This is a genomic window from Streptomyces sp. NPDC002044 (assembly GCF_040296725.1).
Taxonomy (GTDB): Bacteria; Actinomycetota; Actinomycetes; order Streptomycetales; family Streptomycetaceae; genus Streptomyces; species Streptomyces antarcticus.
The window spans coordinates 1-16745 of record NZ_JBEOXU010000136.1 but is presented as its reverse complement, the minus strand read 5'-3'; the positions used below and the strand labels follow the sequence as shown (position 1 = coordinate 16745).

Annotated in this window: 12 protein-coding genes; 6 read left to right on the top strand and 6 right to left on the bottom strand. The window is 73.9% G+C overall.

Features of this window, described 5'->3' with window-relative positions; translation table 11 throughout:
* From ABT106_RS25805 to ABT106_RS25790, 4 genes are all read left to right on the top strand, one after another.
* Positions 1–1881: non-ribosomal peptide synthetase (locus ABT106_RS25805; RefSeq protein WP_351281709.1), on the top strand; the 1881-nt coding region annotated here is incomplete at its 5' end.
* A 4-nt stretch (positions 1882–1885) separates the two neighbouring features.
* The gene (locus ABT106_RS25800) at positions 1886–3280 is read left to right on the top strand and encodes a condensation domain-containing protein (protein ID WP_351281707.1); all 1395 of its coding nucleotides are present in this window, start codon (positions 1886–1888) and stop codon (positions 3278–3280) included.
* Positions 3281–3288: 8 nt separating this feature from the next.
* On the top strand, positions 3289–4941 hold the full coding sequence (locus ABT106_RS25795; RefSeq protein ID WP_351281704.1) for a condensation domain-containing protein: 1653 nt from the start codon (positions 3289–3291) through the stop codon (positions 4939–4941).
* A 196-nt stretch (positions 4942–5137) separates the two neighbouring features.
* Entirely contained in the window at positions 5138–5329 is a 192-nt protein-coding gene (locus ABT106_RS25790; protein WP_351281701.1) for a hypothetical protein, read from the top strand.
* A 57-nt stretch (positions 5330–5386) separates the two neighbouring features.
* Here ABT106_RS25790 and ABT106_RS25785 read toward each other — a convergent pair whose 3' ends face one another.
* The gene (locus ABT106_RS25785) at positions 5387–6187 is read right to left on the bottom strand and encodes a site-2 protease family protein (protein ID WP_351281699.1); all 801 of its coding nucleotides are present in this window, start codon (positions 6185–6187) and stop codon (positions 5387–5389) included.
* 73 nt (positions 6188–6260) lie between these two features.
* Between ABT106_RS25785 and ABT106_RS25780 the strand changes: the two genes are divergently transcribed.
* Positions 6261–9638 (top strand): AfsR/SARP family transcriptional regulator, encoded by a 3378-nt coding sequence (locus ABT106_RS25780; RefSeq protein WP_351281696.1) that lies wholly within the window; start codon positions 6261–6263, stop codon positions 9636–9638.
* 56 nt (positions 9639–9694) lie between these two features.
* On the opposite strand, the gene ABT106_RS25775 is transcribed toward ABT106_RS25780, so the two are convergent.
* The 3 genes from ABT106_RS25775 to panB all read right to left on the bottom strand — a co-directional run bounded on the left by ABT106_RS25775 (position 9695) and on the right by panB (position 12596).
* Positions 9695–10543 carry an ABC transporter permease gene (locus tag ABT106_RS25775; protein ID WP_351281693.1) on the bottom strand — a complete coding sequence of 283 codons (849 nt, stop codon included), beginning with the start codon at positions 10541–10543 and terminating at the stop codon, positions 9695–9697.
* Positions 10540–11559 carry an ATP-binding cassette domain-containing protein gene (locus tag ABT106_RS25770; protein ID WP_502979478.1) on the bottom strand — a complete coding sequence of 340 codons (1020 nt, stop codon included), beginning with the start codon at positions 11557–11559 and terminating at the stop codon, positions 10540–10542. The genes ABT106_RS25775 and ABT106_RS25770 overlap by 4 nt, the downstream gene beginning before the upstream one ends.
* Positions 11560–11726: 167 nt before the next feature.
* Positions 11727–12596, bottom strand: coding sequence for a 3-methyl-2-oxobutanoate hydroxymethyltransferase (panB, locus tag ABT106_RS25765; RefSeq protein ID WP_351281687.1), 870 nt, complete (start codon positions 12594–12596; stop codon positions 11727–11729).
* A gap of 286 nt (positions 12597–12882) precedes the next feature.
* On the opposite strand from panB, the gene ABT106_RS25760 reads away from it, so the two are divergent.
* Positions 12883–13911, top strand: coding sequence for an endonuclease/exonuclease/phosphatase family protein (locus ABT106_RS25760; protein WP_351281684.1), 1029 nt, complete (start codon positions 12883–12885; stop codon positions 13909–13911).
* A gap of 71 nt (positions 13912–13982) precedes the next feature.
* Here ABT106_RS25760 and ABT106_RS25755 read toward each other — a convergent pair whose 3' ends face one another.
* Together ABT106_RS25755 and ABT106_RS32195 are read right to left on the bottom strand one after the other, a co-directional pair.
* Positions 13983–15737 carry an NAD+ synthase gene (locus ABT106_RS25755; RefSeq protein ID WP_351281682.1) on the bottom strand — a complete coding sequence of 585 codons (1755 nt, stop codon included), beginning with the start codon at positions 15735–15737 and terminating at the stop codon, positions 13983–13985.
* 62 nt (positions 15738–15799) lie between these two features.
* Positions 15800–16063 carry a DUF4352 domain-containing protein gene (locus ABT106_RS32195; protein ID WP_502979479.1) on the bottom strand — a complete coding sequence of 88 codons (264 nt, stop codon included), beginning with the start codon at positions 16061–16063 and terminating at the stop codon, positions 15800–15802.
* Positions 16064–16745 lie beyond the last annotated feature (682 nt).

The following is a 16745-nucleotide window of genomic DNA, read 5'->3' as shown; positions in this document are numbered from 1 at the left end:
TGGCCGCGCGGCTCCAGCGCACGCTCGCGGAGTACGAGGACGACACCCCGGCCGCGCCCGGCACGGAGTAGCTCGACGTCCTCCTGGTCGTCGCCCCCCGTCCCGGCCCTGATCAGCCAGGACGGCGAGATCGGCTATGCCGAACTCTGGCGCCGGATCGCCGCGGCCGAGGAGATCCTCGCCGGCCGCGGGATCCGGGCCGGCGACCCCGTCGGCCTCTACTTCCACCGCTCGGCCGACTACGTCGTCGCCCTGCTCGCCGCCTTCTCGCTCGGCGCCGTCGCCGTACCCCTGGACCCGGAGTACCCGGCCGAGCGCATCGACTGGATGCTCGCGCAGGCCCGCCCCCGCCTGGTGCTGCGGGGCCGCGACACCGGACACCACCCGGACGAGGAGCGCAGCCCGGGCCGCTGGACCACGCTCCGCACCCGCGGCGCCTGCGCCCCCGCCGCCTCCGAAGGGCCCGTACGGACCGCCCGGGAGGCCCGCACCGGCCCCGACGGCGGCGACCCCGCGATGATCCTGTTCACCTCCGGCTCCACCGGCCGCCCCAAAGGCGTCCGCCTGCACCACGCCGGGCTGGTCAACCGGATCAGCTGGGGCCGGCGCCAGTACGCCTTCCACTCCGGCGACCGGGTCCTGCACAAGGCGTCCGTCTCCTTCGACGCCTCGCTGCACGAGATCTTCGCCCCGCTCACCGTCGGCGGCACCCTGGTCATCGCCCCGCCCGGACTCCAGTACGACAGCCTCGGCCTGGCCCGCCTGATGCAGGACGCCCGGATCACCGCGGCCCACTTCGTGCCGTCCGTCCTGCGCTACCTCCTGGCCGAGCCCGAACTCGCCGACTGCCTCGATCTGCGCCTGCTGTTCTGCGGCGGCGAGGCCCTGGGGACCGACCTGGTGCGCGCGTTCCGGCGGATCCTGCCCGAGTGCCTGCTGTTCAACCAGTACGGGCCCACCGAGACCTCCGTGAACGTCTCCTACTGGGACGCCCGCGAAGGCCACGACGGGCCTGTCGCCCCCATCGGCCGCCCCGTCGACGGCGCCGAACTCCACGTCCTCGCCGCCGACCTGACCCCCGTCCCGGCCGGCGAGACCGGCGAACTCTGGGTCGGCGGCGTCCCCGTCGCCCACGGCTACCTCGACCCCGCCCGCACCGCCGAGCGCTTCCTGCCCGACCCCGGCGTGCCCCCCGGCTCCCGCCGCACCCTCTACCGCACCGGCGACCTGGTCCGCCTCCACCCCGCCGGCTACCTCGAATACCACGGCCGCACCGACGACCAGGTCAAGATCCGCGGGGTACGGGTGGAGCCCGGGGAGGTCGCCGCCGCCCTCGCCCGCCACGACGGGGTCCTCGACGCCCTGGTCGTCGCCGACCCCGGCCCCGACTCCGAACCCCGCCTCCTCGCCTACGTCGTCCCCGCGGCCGGAGCCACCGCCCGGGAAGGAGCCGCCGGCCCGTCCGGGAGCCCCCTGACCGCCGAGGACATCCGCGCCTGGGCCGCCCGCACCCTGCCGCCCGCCCTGCGCCCCGACCGGACGATCCTGCTGCCGGAACTGCCCCGGCTGGCCAATGGCAAGGTCGACCGCGCGGGCCTCCCGCGCCCCTGCGGCCGGCCCGCCGAACCGGAGGAGACCGCCGGCACGGCCACCGCGGAACGGCTGCGCGAGATCTGGCGCCGCGCCCTCGGCGTCGGTGCCGTCCGCGACGAGGACGACTTCCTGTCCCTCGGCGGCCACTCCCTCCTCGCCCTGCGCATCGCCACCCGGATCCGCGAGAGCACCGGTCTCGAACTCCCGCCCGGCGGACTGCTGCGCGCCCCGGACTTCGCCGGCTGGCTCCGGGCGGCCGGACTGAACCCCACCCCGCGGGAGCCGTGACCCGATGACAGCCACCCTGACCGCACCGCACCCCGCCCGCGAGGCCGGGCACCGTACGCCGCTGTCCGACATGCAGCGCTCGATGCTCGCCCACGAGGCCCTCGAAGAGCTGCCCGTCTACACGATGCCGCTCTGCTTCGAGATCACCGGCCGCGTCGACGCGGACCTCCTCGAACGGGCCCTGCACCACGTCGTACGCCGGCACCCCGTGCTGTGCTCCCTCTACGACGGCACCCACGCGCGGGTCCTGGGCGACGCCGCGCCCATGCCGTCGCTGCACCGCCCCGTCCCGGACCGGGCCCCGGGGCGCGCACCCGGCACCGACCCGGCCCTCGCCGCCTTCCTCAACGCCCCGTTCGACCTGGGCCGTGAGGTACCGGTCCGGGCCGCGCTGGCCACCACCGGCCCGGACCGGCACCTCTTCGCGCTCGCCGTGCACCACGTGGCGGGCGACAGCGTGTCCCAGGCCCTGATGCTGCGCGACATCGGCGCGGCCTACGCCGCCCTGGCGCGCGACGGCCGCCTCCCGCGGCCCGCGCCCGGCCCCGACTTCTTCGCCCACGCCCGCGCCGAGGGACCCCACCGGGCGGAGGAGCGCCCCGCCGAGGAGCGCCCCGCACCGCCCCCGCCCGGCGGTTCCGCGCGAGGCCGGTCCGGCCCCGCGCCCGGACCGGCGCGCCCCGACGGCGACGCCGCCTGGTGGGCCGCCCGGCTGCGCGGCACCGCCCCCCAGCCCTACCCCCGGCGGATCCCGCCGCCCGAGGCGGACCGCTGCACGCGCATCTCCCTCGGCCTCGCCCTGGACGCCGACGACACCGCGGGCATACGCGAACTCGCCCGCACCGCCCAGGTCTCGCCCTCCGCGGTGCTGTTCACCGCCGTCTCCCACACCATCGCTGCCCCGGGCGGTGGCGAGACGGTGATCGGGCTGCCCACCGCCCTGCGCGACCGGCCGGAACTGCGCGCGGCCGTAGGCCCGTTGCTGAACACCCTGCCCGTCCGCACCCGCCTGGACGCGACCGCCGGCCCCGCCGGGACCGTACGGGCCCATGCCGCCGCCATGGAGGAGTCGCTCACCCGCAAGGAACTGCCGTACTCCCGGATCCTCGCCGCGGCCGGAGCGCGCCACTCCTTCGACTCCGCCCCCCTCTTCCTGCACGTCGTCAACATCGACCACGAGCCGCTGCGCCTGCGGCTGGCCGGAGCCCGCTGCACGCTCCTGCCGGTCCCGCGCGCCTGGGTGGTCTTCCCCGCCCAGTGGGAGTTCGGCTGGAGCACCGTCGGCAACGTCCGGGGCGAACTCCGCCTCTCCGCCGACGCCTTCACGGCCGAACACGCCCACGACCTGGCCGGGCGCTTCCGCCGCGTCCTCACCCGGCTGCTCCAGGACCTCCTCTAAGGACCCCCATGACCACGCCCCCGCCCGCCGGCACCGCCCCCGCCGCCGGAACCCGCACCGCCACCCTCCGCTCCCTGTTCGAGGAGGTCCTCGGCCGGTCCGGCATCGGCGACCACGACAGCTTCTTCGACAGCGGCGGCGACTCCCTCTCCGCCATGCGCCTGGTCACCCGCTCCCGGCAGGTCCCCGGCCTGAACCTCACCATCCGCACGCTCTTCCGCCACCCCAGTCCGGCCGCCCTCGCCGCCGCCCTGACCGCGGACCCGTCTCCGGCCGCCCCGTCCGCACCCCCGGCCGGCACCCCGGCCCCGGCCGTCCCCGACCAGGCCGCAGTCCCCGTACTGGGCGGCATCGAGCGCCCCGAGCACCCGCCGCTCTCCTTCACGCAGGAAGGACTGTGGTACCTCGCACTGCTCCACGGCCCCAGCCCCACCTACAACATCCCCGTCGCCGTCCGCCTCACCGGCGCCCTCGACACCGCGGCCCTCGAAGCGGCCCTCGGCGACCTCGTGGCCCGCCACGAGCCCCTGCGCACCGTCTTCCCGGAACTCCGCGGCGTCCCCTACCAGCGCGTCCTCACCCCGGAGGAGGCCCGCCCCGTCCTGCACGCCCTCGCCTGCCCGCGCGCCGGCCTCGCCGAAGCCGAGCGGGCCGCCGCCCGGCACGCCTTCGACGTCATGGCCGCCCCGCCGCTGCGCGCCACCCTGCTCACCGTCGAGGACGAGCCCGGCACCCACGTCCTGATGCTGGTCGTGCACCACATCATCGGAGACGGCTGGTCCGTGCGCCCCCTGGTCCGCGACCTCTGCGACGCCTACGCCGCCCGCCTCGCGGGACGCGCCCCGGACCACACCCCGCTGCCCGTCCAGTACGCCGACTTCGCCCTGTGGGAGCGCGCGTGCGTCTCCCGCACCCTGGAGGACCGGCTCGCCCACTGGCGCCCCGCCCTGGCCGGCCTGCCCGACCCGCTGCCGCTGCCCACCGACTTCCCCCGCCCCGCCCGCGCCTCCCACCGGGGCGCGGCCGAACCCGTCACCGTCGGCGCCGCCCTCACCCGCCGTCTCAAGGCCCTGGCCCAGGAGACCGGCAGCACCGTCTTCATGCTCCTCCAGACCGCCCTGGCCGCGGCCCTCACCCGCGCCGGAGCCGGCGAGGACGTTCCGATCGGCACCCCCGTCAGCGGCCGCGGCCACAGCGACCTCGACGACCTGGTCGGCTTCTTCGTCAACATGCTGGTCCTGCGCACCGACACCTCGGGCGCCCCCACCCACCGCGAGCTCCTGGCCCGCGTCCGCGCGGCCGCCCTGGAGGCGTACGCCCACCAGGACGTCCCGTTCGACCAGCTGGTCGGCGCCCTCAACCCGCGCCGCAGCTCCTCCCACCACCCGCTGTTCCAGGTCGTCCTCGCCTTCGCGGGCGGGGCGCACCTGCCGGTCGGGATGCCCGGCCTGCGCGGCCGCACCGACCAGGTGTCCCTGTCGGTCGCCAAGTTCGACCTGGGCCTCTACCTCGACGAAACGCCCGAGGGTGCCATCACCGGCCACCTCACCTACGCCACGGACCTGTTCGCCCCGGACACCGGACGCGCCCTCGCCGCCTCCTTCCTCGACGCCCTCACCGCCCTGGCCACCACCCCGGACGCCCCGATCACCTCCTGGTGACCCCGAGGTGGCGTTCGCGGTCACGTCCGCGGTCACGTCCGCGGGGGCGGGGCCGCGCACGGGCCGCCGTACGGAAAACGGGCACGGGACAAAAGGGGACCGGACGTGACCGATGGTGTCCTTACGGAAGCACTGCGGGGCATGGGGGACACTGGTGGGGCTCTACCCCGTCCCGTGTTTCCGAGGAGCTCTTCCCATGCCCCGCCTTGCCGTCTTCGCCGTAGTCGTCTGCGTCCTCGCCGTGGCCGCGGCCGTCGTCGCCTTCGTGGAGGGCAGCTTCCTCGGGATCATCTGGGTCCTGCTGGCCGGCCTCACGTCCAACCTGGCCTGGTACTACCAGCGCAAGGCCAAGGCCGAGAAGGCCGCCGCCACCCGCACCACCGTCTAGCGCTTCCTTTCCACTTCCCTTCCGCTTCCCTTCCGGATCCCGCCGGGCCCGGCCCGGTCAGCTCCCGGGCAGCGCGCAGACGCCGTCGGCGTCCTGCCAGAAGCGGTAGAGCTCGCGGCCGCAGTACGTGTCCAGGTCCGGGACCCCCAGCGCGGACAGCAGCCCGCGCACCACGTCGAAGAAGAACGTGTTCACTTCCGGAATCCACAGCAGCGCGAACACCGCGATCAGGCCGAACTGGGCCAGCGGCGCCATCTCGCGGCGCACCCGGTGCGACAGCCAGGGCTCGATGACCCCGTAGCCGTCGAGGCCCGGCACCGGCAGGAAGTTCAGGATCGCCGCCGAGACCTGGAGCAGGGCGAGGAACGCGAGCGCGAAGCGGAACTCCAGCGGGACCCCGTCCAGCGCGTCCAGCCAGAACGGGGCCGTGCAGACGACCGCGAAGGCCACGTTCGTCAGCGGGCCCGCCGCCGAGATCAGGCTGTGCTTCCAGCGGCCCTGGATCCGGTCGCGCTCGATGAACACCGCGCCGCCGGGCAGACCGATCCCGCCCAGGATCACGAAGAGCACCGGCAGGACGATGCTGAGCAGCGCGTGCGTGTACTTCAGGGGGTTCAGCGTCAGGTAGCCCTTGGCGCCCACCGAGAGGTCACCGCCGTGCAGCGCGGTGCGGGCGTGCGCGTACTCGTGCAGGCACAGGGAGACGATCCACGCCGAGGTCACGAAGAGGAACACGGCCAGGCCGGCGCTCGTCGAGTACCCCGTCCACACCGCCCACCCGGTGACCGCCATGACGGCCGCGATACCGAGGAACACTGCGCTGATCCGCCGCTCGCCGCGGCCTCCCTGATGACCCATGCGGCGAAACCTATCCCGTGCCCCGGGCGTAAAGGGGTTCGGGTCGGGGTCCCGCTCCGGGGACAATGGCCCGGTGCGTTACGCGATCCTCGGCACCACCCTGGCCCTCCGCGACGACGGGAGCCCCGTCGCCGTCGGCGGAGCGCGCCTGCGGGCGCTCCTGACGGCCCTCGCGCTCCGGCCGGGACGGGCGGTGCCGGCGCACCTGCTGATCGACCAGGTGTGGGACGCCGATCCGCCCGCCGACGCGCCCGCCGCCCTCCAGGCCCTGGTCGCCCGGCTGCGGCGGGCGCTGGGGCACACGGCCGTGCGGTCCGCTGAGGGCGGCTACCTGCTCGCCGCCGAGCGCGAGGACATCGACCTGTACCGCTTCGAGCGGCTCGCCCGGGACGGCGCCTCCGCGCTCGCCGAGGGGGACGCGGCCAAGGCCGGCGTCCTCTACGAGGACGCGCTCGCGCTGTGGCGCGGCCCCGCCCTGGCCGACCTGCCGGACCCGGCGGCCGCGGAGTCCGCGCGCTGGGACACCGTACGGACGGACGCGCGCCGCGGCCGCCTCACCGCGGCCCTCGCCCTGGGCGGGGCGGAGCACGTCCTGCCCGAGCTGACCGCGCTGTGCGCCGGACAGCCGCTGGACGAGCCGCTCCAGGCGCTGCGCATCCGCGCGCTGCGGGACACCGGCCGGCCGGCGCAGGCACTGGCCGCCTACGACGAGGTCCGCCGGGACCTGGCCACCCGCCTGGGCGCCGACCCGGGCCCCGAGCTGCGTGCCCTGCACACCGCACTCCTGTCGCCCCCGCCCCCGCCCCCGGCGCCCGTGGCCCCGCCCGCGGCCGGACCCGCGGCCGGACCCGCGGCCGGACCCGCCGCCGTACCGCAGGCCCCCGCCCCCGCCGCCCGCTCCGGCGGCCCGGACCGGCCGGGGAACCTGCGGGCCCGGCTCACCACCTTCGTCGGACGCGAGGACGACATCCGCGTCATCGGGGCCGACCTCGCGCGGGCCCGCCTCGTCACCCTGCTCGGCCCCGGTGGCGCCGGGAAGACCCGGCTGTCCCAGGAGTCCGCCGAGGCCCACGCCGGCACCGGCCGGCCGGACGGGGCCTGGCCGGACGGGGTCTGGCTGGTCGAGCTCGCGCCCGTCGACGACCCGGAGGACGTCGCCGAGGCGGCCCTCGCCGCGCTCGGCGCGCGCGAGACCAAGCTGCGCGGCGCCTCCGTCGAGGAGATGCGGGCGCTCACCGACCGTGTCGGGGACGACGCCCTCGACCGCCTCGTCGAGCACTGCGCGCGGCGCCGGCTCCTGCTGCTGCTCGACAACTGCGAGCACGTCATCGGCGCCGCCGCCGTACTCGCCGAGCGGCTCCTCACCCACTGCCCGGGCGTGCAGATCCTCGCCACCAGCCGCGAGCCCCTCGGCGTGCCGGGGGAGTCCCTGCGCCCGGTGGAGCCGCTGCCCGACCCGGTGGCGCTGCGCCTGCTGAACGACCGCGGGGCCGCCGCCCGGCCCGGCTTCGGCGTCGACGAGGATCCGGCCGCCGCAGTGGAGATCTGCCGGCGCCTGGACGGGCTGCCGCTGGCGATCGAGCTGGCCGCGGCCCGGCTGCGGCTGCTCACCCCGCGGCAGATCGCCGACCGGCTGGACGACCGCTTCCGGCTCCTGACCGGCGGCGCGCGCACGGTCCTGCCCCGCCAGCAGACGCTGCGGGCCGTCGTCGACTGGTCCTGGGACCTGCTCGACGAGCCCGAGCGCGCCGTCCTGCGCCGGCTCTCCGTCTTCGCCGGCGGCTGCGACCTGACCGCCGCCGAGGCGGTCTGCGCCGACCCCTCGTACGACACGGCCGACGTGCTCGGCTCCCTCGTCGACAAGTCCCTCGTCGTCGCCGCCCCCGGCCCGGACGGCTCCGGCATGCGCTACCGCCTGCTGGAGACCGTCGCCGAGTACGCCGCCGAACGCCTCGCCGGCGCCGGGGACGACCGCGCGGCCACCGAGCGCCGCCACCTCGTCCACTACCGCGAACTCGCCCGCACCACCGAGCCCCGGCTGCGCGGCCACGGCCAGCGCGCGGCCGCCGGCCTCGTCGCCACCGAGTACGAGAACCTGCGCACCGCCCTGCGCCGGGCCGTCGCCGCCCGCGCCGCCCAAGAGGTGCTGTGCCTGGTCCACTCCCTCGTCTGGTACTGGCACATGCACGACCTGCGGGCCGAGTCCCGCCACTGGTCCGAGGCGGCCGCCACCCTCGGTCCCGACCCCTTCGCGGCGCCCGCCGTCCCGGCCGGGCCCGTGTACGAGCGCATCGTGGACGCGCCGCCGCCCTACGCCGGGGAGCTGCTGACCGAGGGCTGGCGCGGCGTCCAGATGATCCGCCTGGCCTCCCGCGACCAGGCCGACGGCTCCTGGGACACGCCCGAGGTCCGCACCCAGGTGGAGCGGATGCTCGACGTGTACCGGCCGGGGCTCCCGCAGACCTGCCGCACCCCCGCGGGCCTGTGGGTCTACGCCGTCATGATCGCCGGAGACGCCGGCCTGCTGCGCCGGGTCGTGGACGAGACCGTGGACATCGCCCGCGAGCTCGGCTACGACTGGGAGCTCGCCTCGGCGCTCCAGATGCGCGCCAACATCCTCGCCAACCGCGCCGACTGGGGCGGCGACGCCGCCCGCGACGCCGACCAGAGCCTGGCCCTCTTCCGGGAGCTGGGCGACGACTGGGGCTGTGCCGAGGCGCTCTCCGCCCGCGCCGAGTCGCTGGAGAAGCGCGGCCTGTACGCGGCGGCCACCCAGGACTTCCGGGCCGCGATCGAGCACGCCGAGCGGCTCGGAGCCAAGGCCCAGGTCACCGTGCTGCGCGTACGGATGGCCGGGACCCTCGCCGAGGCCGGCCGGTCCGAGGAGGCCGAGGAGATCCTCACGGAGATCACCGCCACCGTCCGGATGTCCGGCAACGACGCCATGCCCGCCGCCCGGATGTTCCTCGCGACCCTCCTCGGCCGCACCGGCCGCATCCCCGAGGCCCGCGCCCAGATCCAGACGCTGCGCGAGGAGTTCTCCTTCGGCGCCTACGCCGTCTTCGAGGTGTTCCTCCTCGCCACGATCGCCTGGCTGGACAACCAGGAGGGCGCGTTCGAGGACGCGCTCGGCGTGCTCCGCGGCGGGGCGCCCGCCGCCCGGGACCCGCTGGCGCTGATGGTGGCCCCGCAACTGCCCGCCGTCTACCTGCTGACGGCGTCCGTCTCCCTCGCCTCGCCCGGCGGCCCGGAGCGGCCGCATGACGCCGCGCGCCTCGTCGGCGCCTACCGGTGCCACCTGCCGCCCGGGCACGTCCCCGTCACCACCGAACGCGCGGAAGCCGCCCTCGCCGAGAAACTGGCGCGGGCGGCGCTGGGCGACGCGGCGTACGAGGCGGCGTACGCCGAAGGCGGCGGCCTCACCCTGGAGGAGGCCACCGCCCTCATCTGACCCGGCCCTCGGCGGGGTCCGTCCGGGACGCGATCCGGAACGGACCGGCCCGCGGGTCAGGTCTTCTGGCGGAACTTGCGGACGGCCAGCGGCATCGTCACCAGCGTGATGCCGACCGACCAGGCGAGCGTGATCCACACGGAGTTCCCGAGCGGGGTCCCGTTGATCAGGGCGCGCGCCGCGTCGGCCAGGTTGGACAGCGGGTTGACGTCGGTGAAGCTCTGCAGCCAGCCGGGCATCGTCGTCGTCGGGGCGAAGATCGAGCTGCCGAACTGCAGCGGCATCAGGACCAGCATCGCCATGCCCTGGACGGCCTGGGGGGTCTTCATGCTGAGACCCAGCAGGATGAAGATCCACATCAGCGAGGAACCGAAGACGGCCGCCAGTCCGATGGAGAGGAACAGGTCCAGCACGGAGGACTTGATCGACAGGCCGAGCAGGAAGCCCATGCCGAGCAGGATCGTGATGGCGACCATCATCCGGCCGAGCTCGACCACGATCTTGGCGATGAGCACCGAGGAGCGGGCGATGGGCATGGACCGGAAACGGTCCATCACGCCCTTCTTGAAGTCGTCGTTGACCCCGGTGCCCACCCCCATGGCGATGTTCATGCCCATCATGGCCATCAGGCCCGGGACCACGTAGTTGACGTACTCGCCCTGGTTGCCCTTGCCGGCGATGGCGCCGCCGAAGACGAAGACGAACAGCAACGTGAAGATGACCGGCATGAACACGACGTCGAACATCGACTCCGGGTCCTGCTTGATCTGCAGGACGTTGCGCCGGGCCAAGGCGCCGATGTGGCGCAGGTTGCCGCGCAGGCCGATCCGGCCCTCGCCGGCCGGGACGGGTCCGGCGGCCGGGGCGGCCGCGACGGGAGCGGGCTTCGTGGTGACGGTGCTCATACCGCGACCTCCTCGGTCTTCTCGGCGGGAACGGAGTCCTCGACGGAGGGCTTCTGTCCGGTGATGGACAGGAACACCTCGTCCAGGCTGGGCAGGTAGGTGCTGATGTCGGTGATGCCGTACCCGCGGGAGGCCAGCAGGCTCACCACGGCGGTCAGCTGCGTGTCGGCGAGGATCGGGACCAGCAGGGCGCCCTCGTCCGGGACGGCCTGGGAACCGGCGACCCCGTCCAGACCGGCCTCGGCCAGCGAGCGGGCCATGCCCGGCAGGTCGGCCGGGTCGGAGGGGCGGATCCGCAGCGTGCGGCCGCCGACGCGCGCTTTGAGCTCGTCGACCTTGCCGTTCGCGATGACCTTGCCCTTGTCTATGACCGTCAGCTCGCTGGCGAGCTGCTCGGCCTCCTCCATGTACTGGGTGGTGAGCAGGACGGTGGCCCCCTCGGCGACCATCCGCTGCACCTCGTCCCACACCTCGTTGCGGGTACGGGGATCCAGCCCGGTGGTCGGCTCGTCCAGGTACAGCACGGCCGGGCTGCCGATCATCGAGGCGGCCAGGTCGAGCCGGCGGCGCATGCCGCCGGAGTAGTTCATCACGGCCTTCTTCGCGGCGTCCGTGAGGGAGAACCGCTCCAGCAGCTCGTCGGCACGCAGGCGGGCGCCCTTGCGGGAGAGGTCCAGCAGCCGGCCGATCATGTAGAGGTTCTCCCAGCCGGAGAGCTTCTCGTCGACCGAGGCGTACTGGCCGGTCAGGCCAATGGTCCGGCGCAGCTGCCGGGGCTGGCGGACCACGTCGAAGCCGGCGACGAAGGCGGTGCCGGCGTCGGGGACGATCAGGGTGGACAGGCAGCGCACCAGGGTGGTCTTGCCCGCGCCGTTGGGTCCGAGCACCCCGAGGACGGTGCCCTCGCGGACGTCCAGGTCGACCCCGTCCAGGGCTTTGGTCTCGCCGTAGTGCTTGACCAGTCCCCGCACCTCTACGGCGTTGGGATTCTTGTCGTTTCGCGTCATGGCCACCATCAGAGCATCCGCCACTGACAAAGCACCGACAGACGGCCGACGGGGAACCGACGGGGAACCGACACCGGCACGGCACTCACGGATCCGACGCGGCCGGCGGCCGGCGGCCGGGAGCCGCACGGCCCGCCGGCCTTCCCGCCGACGGGCCGTGCGCTCCGCTCACCTCGTCAGTGGAAGGCGTGCTCCGGCTGAGGGAACGTTCCGCCGACCACGTCCTCGGCGAACGCCTTCGCCGCGTCCCCCATGGTCTTGCGGATGTTCGCGTACTGCTTCACGAACTTCGGCATCTTCCCACCGGTCAGACCCATCATGTCGGTCCACACCAGCACCTGCGCGTCGCACTCCGAGCCGGCGCCGATGCCGACCGTCGGGATGTGCAGGGACCGGGTGACCTCCGCGGCCAGCTCGGCGGGCACCAGCTCCAGCACCACCGCGAAGGCGCCCGCGTCCTGCGCCGCCTTCGCGTCGCGCAGCAGCTGGTGCGCGGCCTCGTCCCCGCGCCCCTGCACCCGGTAGCCCATGGCGTTGACGGACTGCGGGGTCAGGCCCAGGTGGGACATGACCGGGATGCCGGACTGCACGATCAGCTCGGTCTGGGCCAGCGAACGCTGGCCGCCCTCCAGCTTGACCGCGCCGACCCCGGCCTCCTTGACCAGGCGGGTGGCGCTGCGCAGCGCCTGCACGGCGCCTTCCTGGTACGAGCCGAACGGCAGGTCGCCGACGATCAGCGCGCGGCTGGTGCCCCGGACGACGGCCGCCGACAGCAGGGTCATCTCGTCCATCGTCACGGGAACGGTCGTCTCGTAGCCGAGGTGACAGTTGCCCATCGAGTCGCCGACGAGCATGACCGGGATCCCGGCGTCGTCGAAGACGGACGCGGTCATCGCGTCGTAGGCGGTGAGCATGGGCCACTTCTCGCCGCGTTCCTTGGCGAGGGTCAGGTCGCGGACGGTGATGCGCCGGGTGCCCGTGCCTCCGTACAGGGTGGGGGAAGCCGCTGATGCGGGTTCGCGGGCAGGCGAAACGGCATGCGTCATGGCAACTGCTCCTTGTTCATCTCGAGGCGCCCTCACGGCGTCCCCGGACTCACCCACCATGGTGGCATCCGGGCGGCCCCGGACGGAAGTGGTACGGGCCACGCCCGACCCGCGCGATCCCAATGTGCGCGTTTCGTGACAAGCGGAACCCCGTGCGCACGGTCGTTCGTCCTCCGGAACGTACGGTCGCGAAAAGCGGCCGTGACGTACGGCACGGAAGGCCGCGTCCATCGCCTAGGGTCAAGGGGCGGGGACGCAGCGCGAGCACGGCAGTGAGGGCAGTGGCATGGCACAGGCGTACATGACGGAAACGGGAAACGGCGGCTCGGAGCCCGAGCCCTCCGAATCCCGCCTCCGGCGGCGTCTGGTCGCCCTGCGCGGCGACCGGGGGATCTGGCGGCGCGGGCTGGTGCTGGCCGCCATCGCCGCGCTGATCTCACTCGTCATGGTCTTCCACGCCGACCTGCCCAACGACGTGGGCAACCTCGGCAGCCTCACCGAGACCTTCCTGCCCTGGCTGGGCCTGGCCGTTCCGGTCCTGCTGGCCTGCGCCGTGTACCGGAAGTCCGCGACCGCGCTGATCGCGATACTGCTGACGGCCGCGGTCTGGGCCAACATCTTCGGCGGCCTGGTCACCGACAAGTCCGGCACCGGCGGCAACCTCACCGTCGCCACCCACAACGTCGACGCCGACAACACCGACCCGCGCGGCACCGCCGAGTCCGTCGCGGGGGCCGGGGCCGACGTGCTGGCCCTGACCGAGCTGAAGTCGGGCGCCGTCCCGGTCTACGAGAAGGCCCTCGCGGCCACGTACAAATACCACTCCGTCGAGGGCACCGTCGGCGTGTGGAGCAAGTACCCGCTGTCCTCCAGCCGGCCCGTGGACATCAAGATGGGCTGGGTCCGCGCCATGCGGGCCACCGTGACCACCCCGGTCGGGGACGTCGGTGTCTACGTCGCGCACCTGCCTTCCGTACGGGTCAAACTGAACGCCGGGTTCACCGCCAACCAGCGCGACGACAGCGCCGACGCGCTGGGCGCGGCGCTGGCCTCCGAGCCGCTGAAGAAGGTCATCCTGCTCGGCGACCTCAACGGCACCATGAACGACCGGGCCCTGTCCGAGGTCACCTCGCAGATGCGTTCCACGCAGGGCGCGGCGGGCGACGGCTTCGGATTCAGCTGGCCGGCGCAGTTCCCGATGGCCCGGATCGACCAGATCATGGTCCGCGGGATGAAGCCGGAGGCCTCCTGGACCCTGCCGCGCACCGGCAGCGACCACCTGCCGGTCGCGGCCCGGGTGACGGCCAGGCCGTAGCCGCGGACGCCGTACCGCACGCGTGAAGGGGCCCGGCCGCCCTCCCGGCGGCCGGGCCCCTTCGCGTGGTGCTACGCCTGCTCGCGCCAGCCGTTGGTGATGGGCAGCCGGCGGTCCTTGCCGAAGCCCTTCGCGGAGATCTTGGTGCCCGGCGGGTACTGGCGCCGCTTGTACTCGGCGGCGTCCACCATCCGCAGGGTCCGGGCCACCATCTCCGGGTCGAAGCCGGCCGCGACGATGGCGTCCAGCCCCTGGTCGCGGTCCACGTACAGCGCCAGGACCGCGTCGAGCACCGGGTAGTCCGGCAGCGAGTCCGTGTCGACCTGGCCCGGGCGCAGCTCGGCGCTCGGCGGCTTCACCATCGAGTTCTCCGGGATCGGCGGGATCTCCCCGCGCTCGGCCGCGGCCCGGTTGCGGTAGGCGGCGAGCCGGAAGACGTCCGTCTTGTAGAGGTCCTTGATCGGTCCGTACGCGCCCACCGAGTCGCCGTACAGGGTGGAGTAGCCGACGGCCAGCTCGGACTTGTTGCCCGGGGCCAGCACGATGTGGCCCTCCTGGTTGGAGAGCGCCATCAGCAGGGTGCCGCGCAGCCGGGCCTGGAGGTTCTCCTCGGCGAGGCCGGTGAGGCCCAGGGAGCCCATGTACGCGTCGAACATCGGCGCGATCGGCACGGTCCGGAAGTTCAGGCCGGTGCGGTCGGCGAGGTCGGCCGCGTCGCTCTTGGAGTGCTCCGAGGAGTACTTCGAGGGCATGGAGACGCCGTACACGTTCTGCGCGCCGACGGCGTCGCAGGCGAGGGCGGCGACGAGCGCGGAGTCGATGCCCCCGGAGAGGCCGATCAGGACGGACCGGAACCCGTTCTTGCGGACGTACGCGCGCAGGCCCACGACCAGCGCGTCGTAGACCTCCTCGTCGTCGTCGAGACGGTCGGCGTAGCCTCCGGTCACCACCGGTTCGTACGGCTCCACGGGCTCCTCGGAGAGGATCACGCGGTCGATCCGCAGACAGTCGTCCACGATGCCCTCGGGGGCGTCCGCGCGGGCCGCCGGCAGGTCGAGGTCGACCAGCACGCACCCCTCGGAGAACTGCGGAGCGCGGGCCAGGACCTCGCCGGATCCGTCCACGACGATCGAGTCGCCGTCGAAGACCAGCTCGTCCTGTCCGCCGATCATGGCGAGGTAGGCGAGGGTGCAGCCGGCCTCCCGGGCCCGCTTGCGGACCAGGCCGAGGCGCACGTCGTCCTTGTCGCGCTCGTAGGGGGAGGCGTTGATCGAGATCAGCAGCCCGGCCCCGGCCGAGCGGGTGGCCGGGACGCGCCCGCCGTCCTGCCACAGGTCCTCGCAGATGGCCAGGGCCACGTCCACCCCGCGGACCCGGATGACCGGCTGGGTGTCGCCCGGCACGAAGTACCGGAACTCGTCGAAGACGCCGTAGTTGGGGAGGTGGTGCTTGGCGAACCGGAGCGCCACCCGGCCGCGGTGCAGGACGGCCGCCGCGTTCTCCGGCGAGCCGGCCGGCTTGCCGAGCCGTGGAACGGCCTGCTCGGTGCGGTCGAGGTAGCCGACGACGACCGGCAGGTCGCCGAAACCCTCGGCCGCGAGGCGTTCGGCGAGCTCGCGCAGCGCCGTGCGGGACGCCTCGACGAAGGATCCGCGCAGGGCGAGGTCCTCGACGGGGTACCCGGTCAGCATCATTTCCGGGAACGCCACCAGGTGGGCGCCCTGCTCGGCGGAGTGCCGGGTCCAGTGGACGACCGAGTCGGCATTGGCGGCGATGTTGCCAACGTGCGAGTCGATCTGATTCAGAGCGAGGCGTAGTTGAGGCACGGGACCCAGTCTAATCGTCTTTCTGACGCGATGTCCTGGGCCCCGCCCTTTCCGCAGTCGGATCAGCCGATCGGACCGGTGTACTGCACGTCGTCGAGGAGGCTGCCCGCGGAGATGTCCGCGCTGACGCTCTGGGTGCCCTCGGGGACCTCGAACGCCACGACTCCGCTGGCTGAGGCGCCCGGCAGGATCGTGCCGCTGATCATCTTCGGCACGCTGCCGTCGAAGACGAGCTTGGCGGTCATGCCCTTGTCGTCGCGGACGTTGGGCACGGCGTAGACCACCTCGTGCGGCTTCGTGGAGTTGTTGGTGATGGTGACGGTCATCTGGACCGCGTTCTTCACCTTCTCCCGGCCGTACAGCGTCTCCGGCTTGTACTTCTTCAGCCCCGACAGGCTCACCTTGACGCCGTCGTCGTACGCGAAGGTCTCGCCGAAGGGCAGCGCGGTGTCCAGGCCGGGGACCTGGGACGGAGAAGGGGACGCCGACGGCCAGGCGTCGTCCTCGGGGTAGAGCTCGTCCAGCTCGCGCTGCTGGCGGTCGACGCTCCGCTCGATCCGGTCGGCCGCCTCCTCCATGACGTACGCGGTGAGGAAGAACCCGCCGACGGACGCGCCGAGGCCGAGGACGCCCAGCACGGTGCCGACGAGGGACATCGTCTTGCGCGGGGCGCCGTTGGAGGCGCGGACGAGAGCGGCGATGCCGAGGCCCAGGCCGGTGACGGCGAGGAGGCCGCCGACCCAGAAGAACAGCGGGAGGAGTCCGAGCAGGACACCGGCGATGCCGAGGATCAGGGAGGCGACGGCCATGCCGTTGGCCGTCGGCGTGCCCTGGGGGTAGCCGGCGTAGCCGGGACCCTCGCCGTACCCGTAGCCCGGGCCGGGCTGCGCCCAGGGGTTGCCGCCGCCGGGACTCAGCCCGTCCAGCCACATCGGGTTGTACGAGCCCTCGACCACCGACCAGCCGCACAGCCCGTACGAGGCGCCCAGCAGCCCCGCCGCCCACCAC

What these genes read in the sequence shown, in the direction of transcription:
- ABT106_RS25775 (WP_351281693.1), bottom strand. Translation starts at nt 10,543, where the DNA reads ATGAGCACCGTCACCACGAAGCCCGCTCCCGTCGCGGCCGCCCCGGCC.
- panB (WP_351281687.1), bottom strand. Translation starts at nt 12,596, where the DNA reads ATGACGCATGCCGTTTCGCCTGCCCGCGAACCCGCATCAGCGGCTTCC.
- ABT106_RS25785 (WP_351281699.1), bottom strand. Translation starts at nt 6,187, where the DNA reads ATGGGTCATCAGGGAGGCCGCGGCGAGCGGCGGATCAGCGCAGTGTTC.
- ABT106_RS25770 (WP_502979478.1), bottom strand. Translation starts at nt 11,559, where the DNA reads ATGGTGGCCATGACGCGAAACGACAAGAATCCCAACGCCGTAGAGGTG.
- ABT106_RS25760 (WP_351281684.1), top strand. Translation starts at nt 12,883, where the DNA reads ATGGCACAGGCGTACATGACGGAAACGGGAAACGGCGGCTCGGAGCCC.
- ABT106_RS25795 (WP_351281704.1), top strand. Translation starts at nt 3,289, where the DNA reads ATGACCACGCCCCCGCCCGCCGGCACCGCCCCCGCCGCCGGAACCCGC.
- ABT106_RS25800 (WP_351281707.1), top strand. Translation starts at nt 1,886, where the DNA reads ATGACAGCCACCCTGACCGCACCGCACCCCGCCCGCGAGGCCGGGCAC.
- ABT106_RS32195 (WP_502979479.1), bottom strand. Translation starts at nt 16,063, where the DNA reads ATGACCGTCACCATCACCAACAACTCCACGAAGCCGCACGAGGTGGTC.
- ABT106_RS25790 (WP_351281701.1), top strand. Translation starts at nt 5,138, where the DNA reads ATGCCCCGCCTTGCCGTCTTCGCCGTAGTCGTCTGCGTCCTCGCCGTG.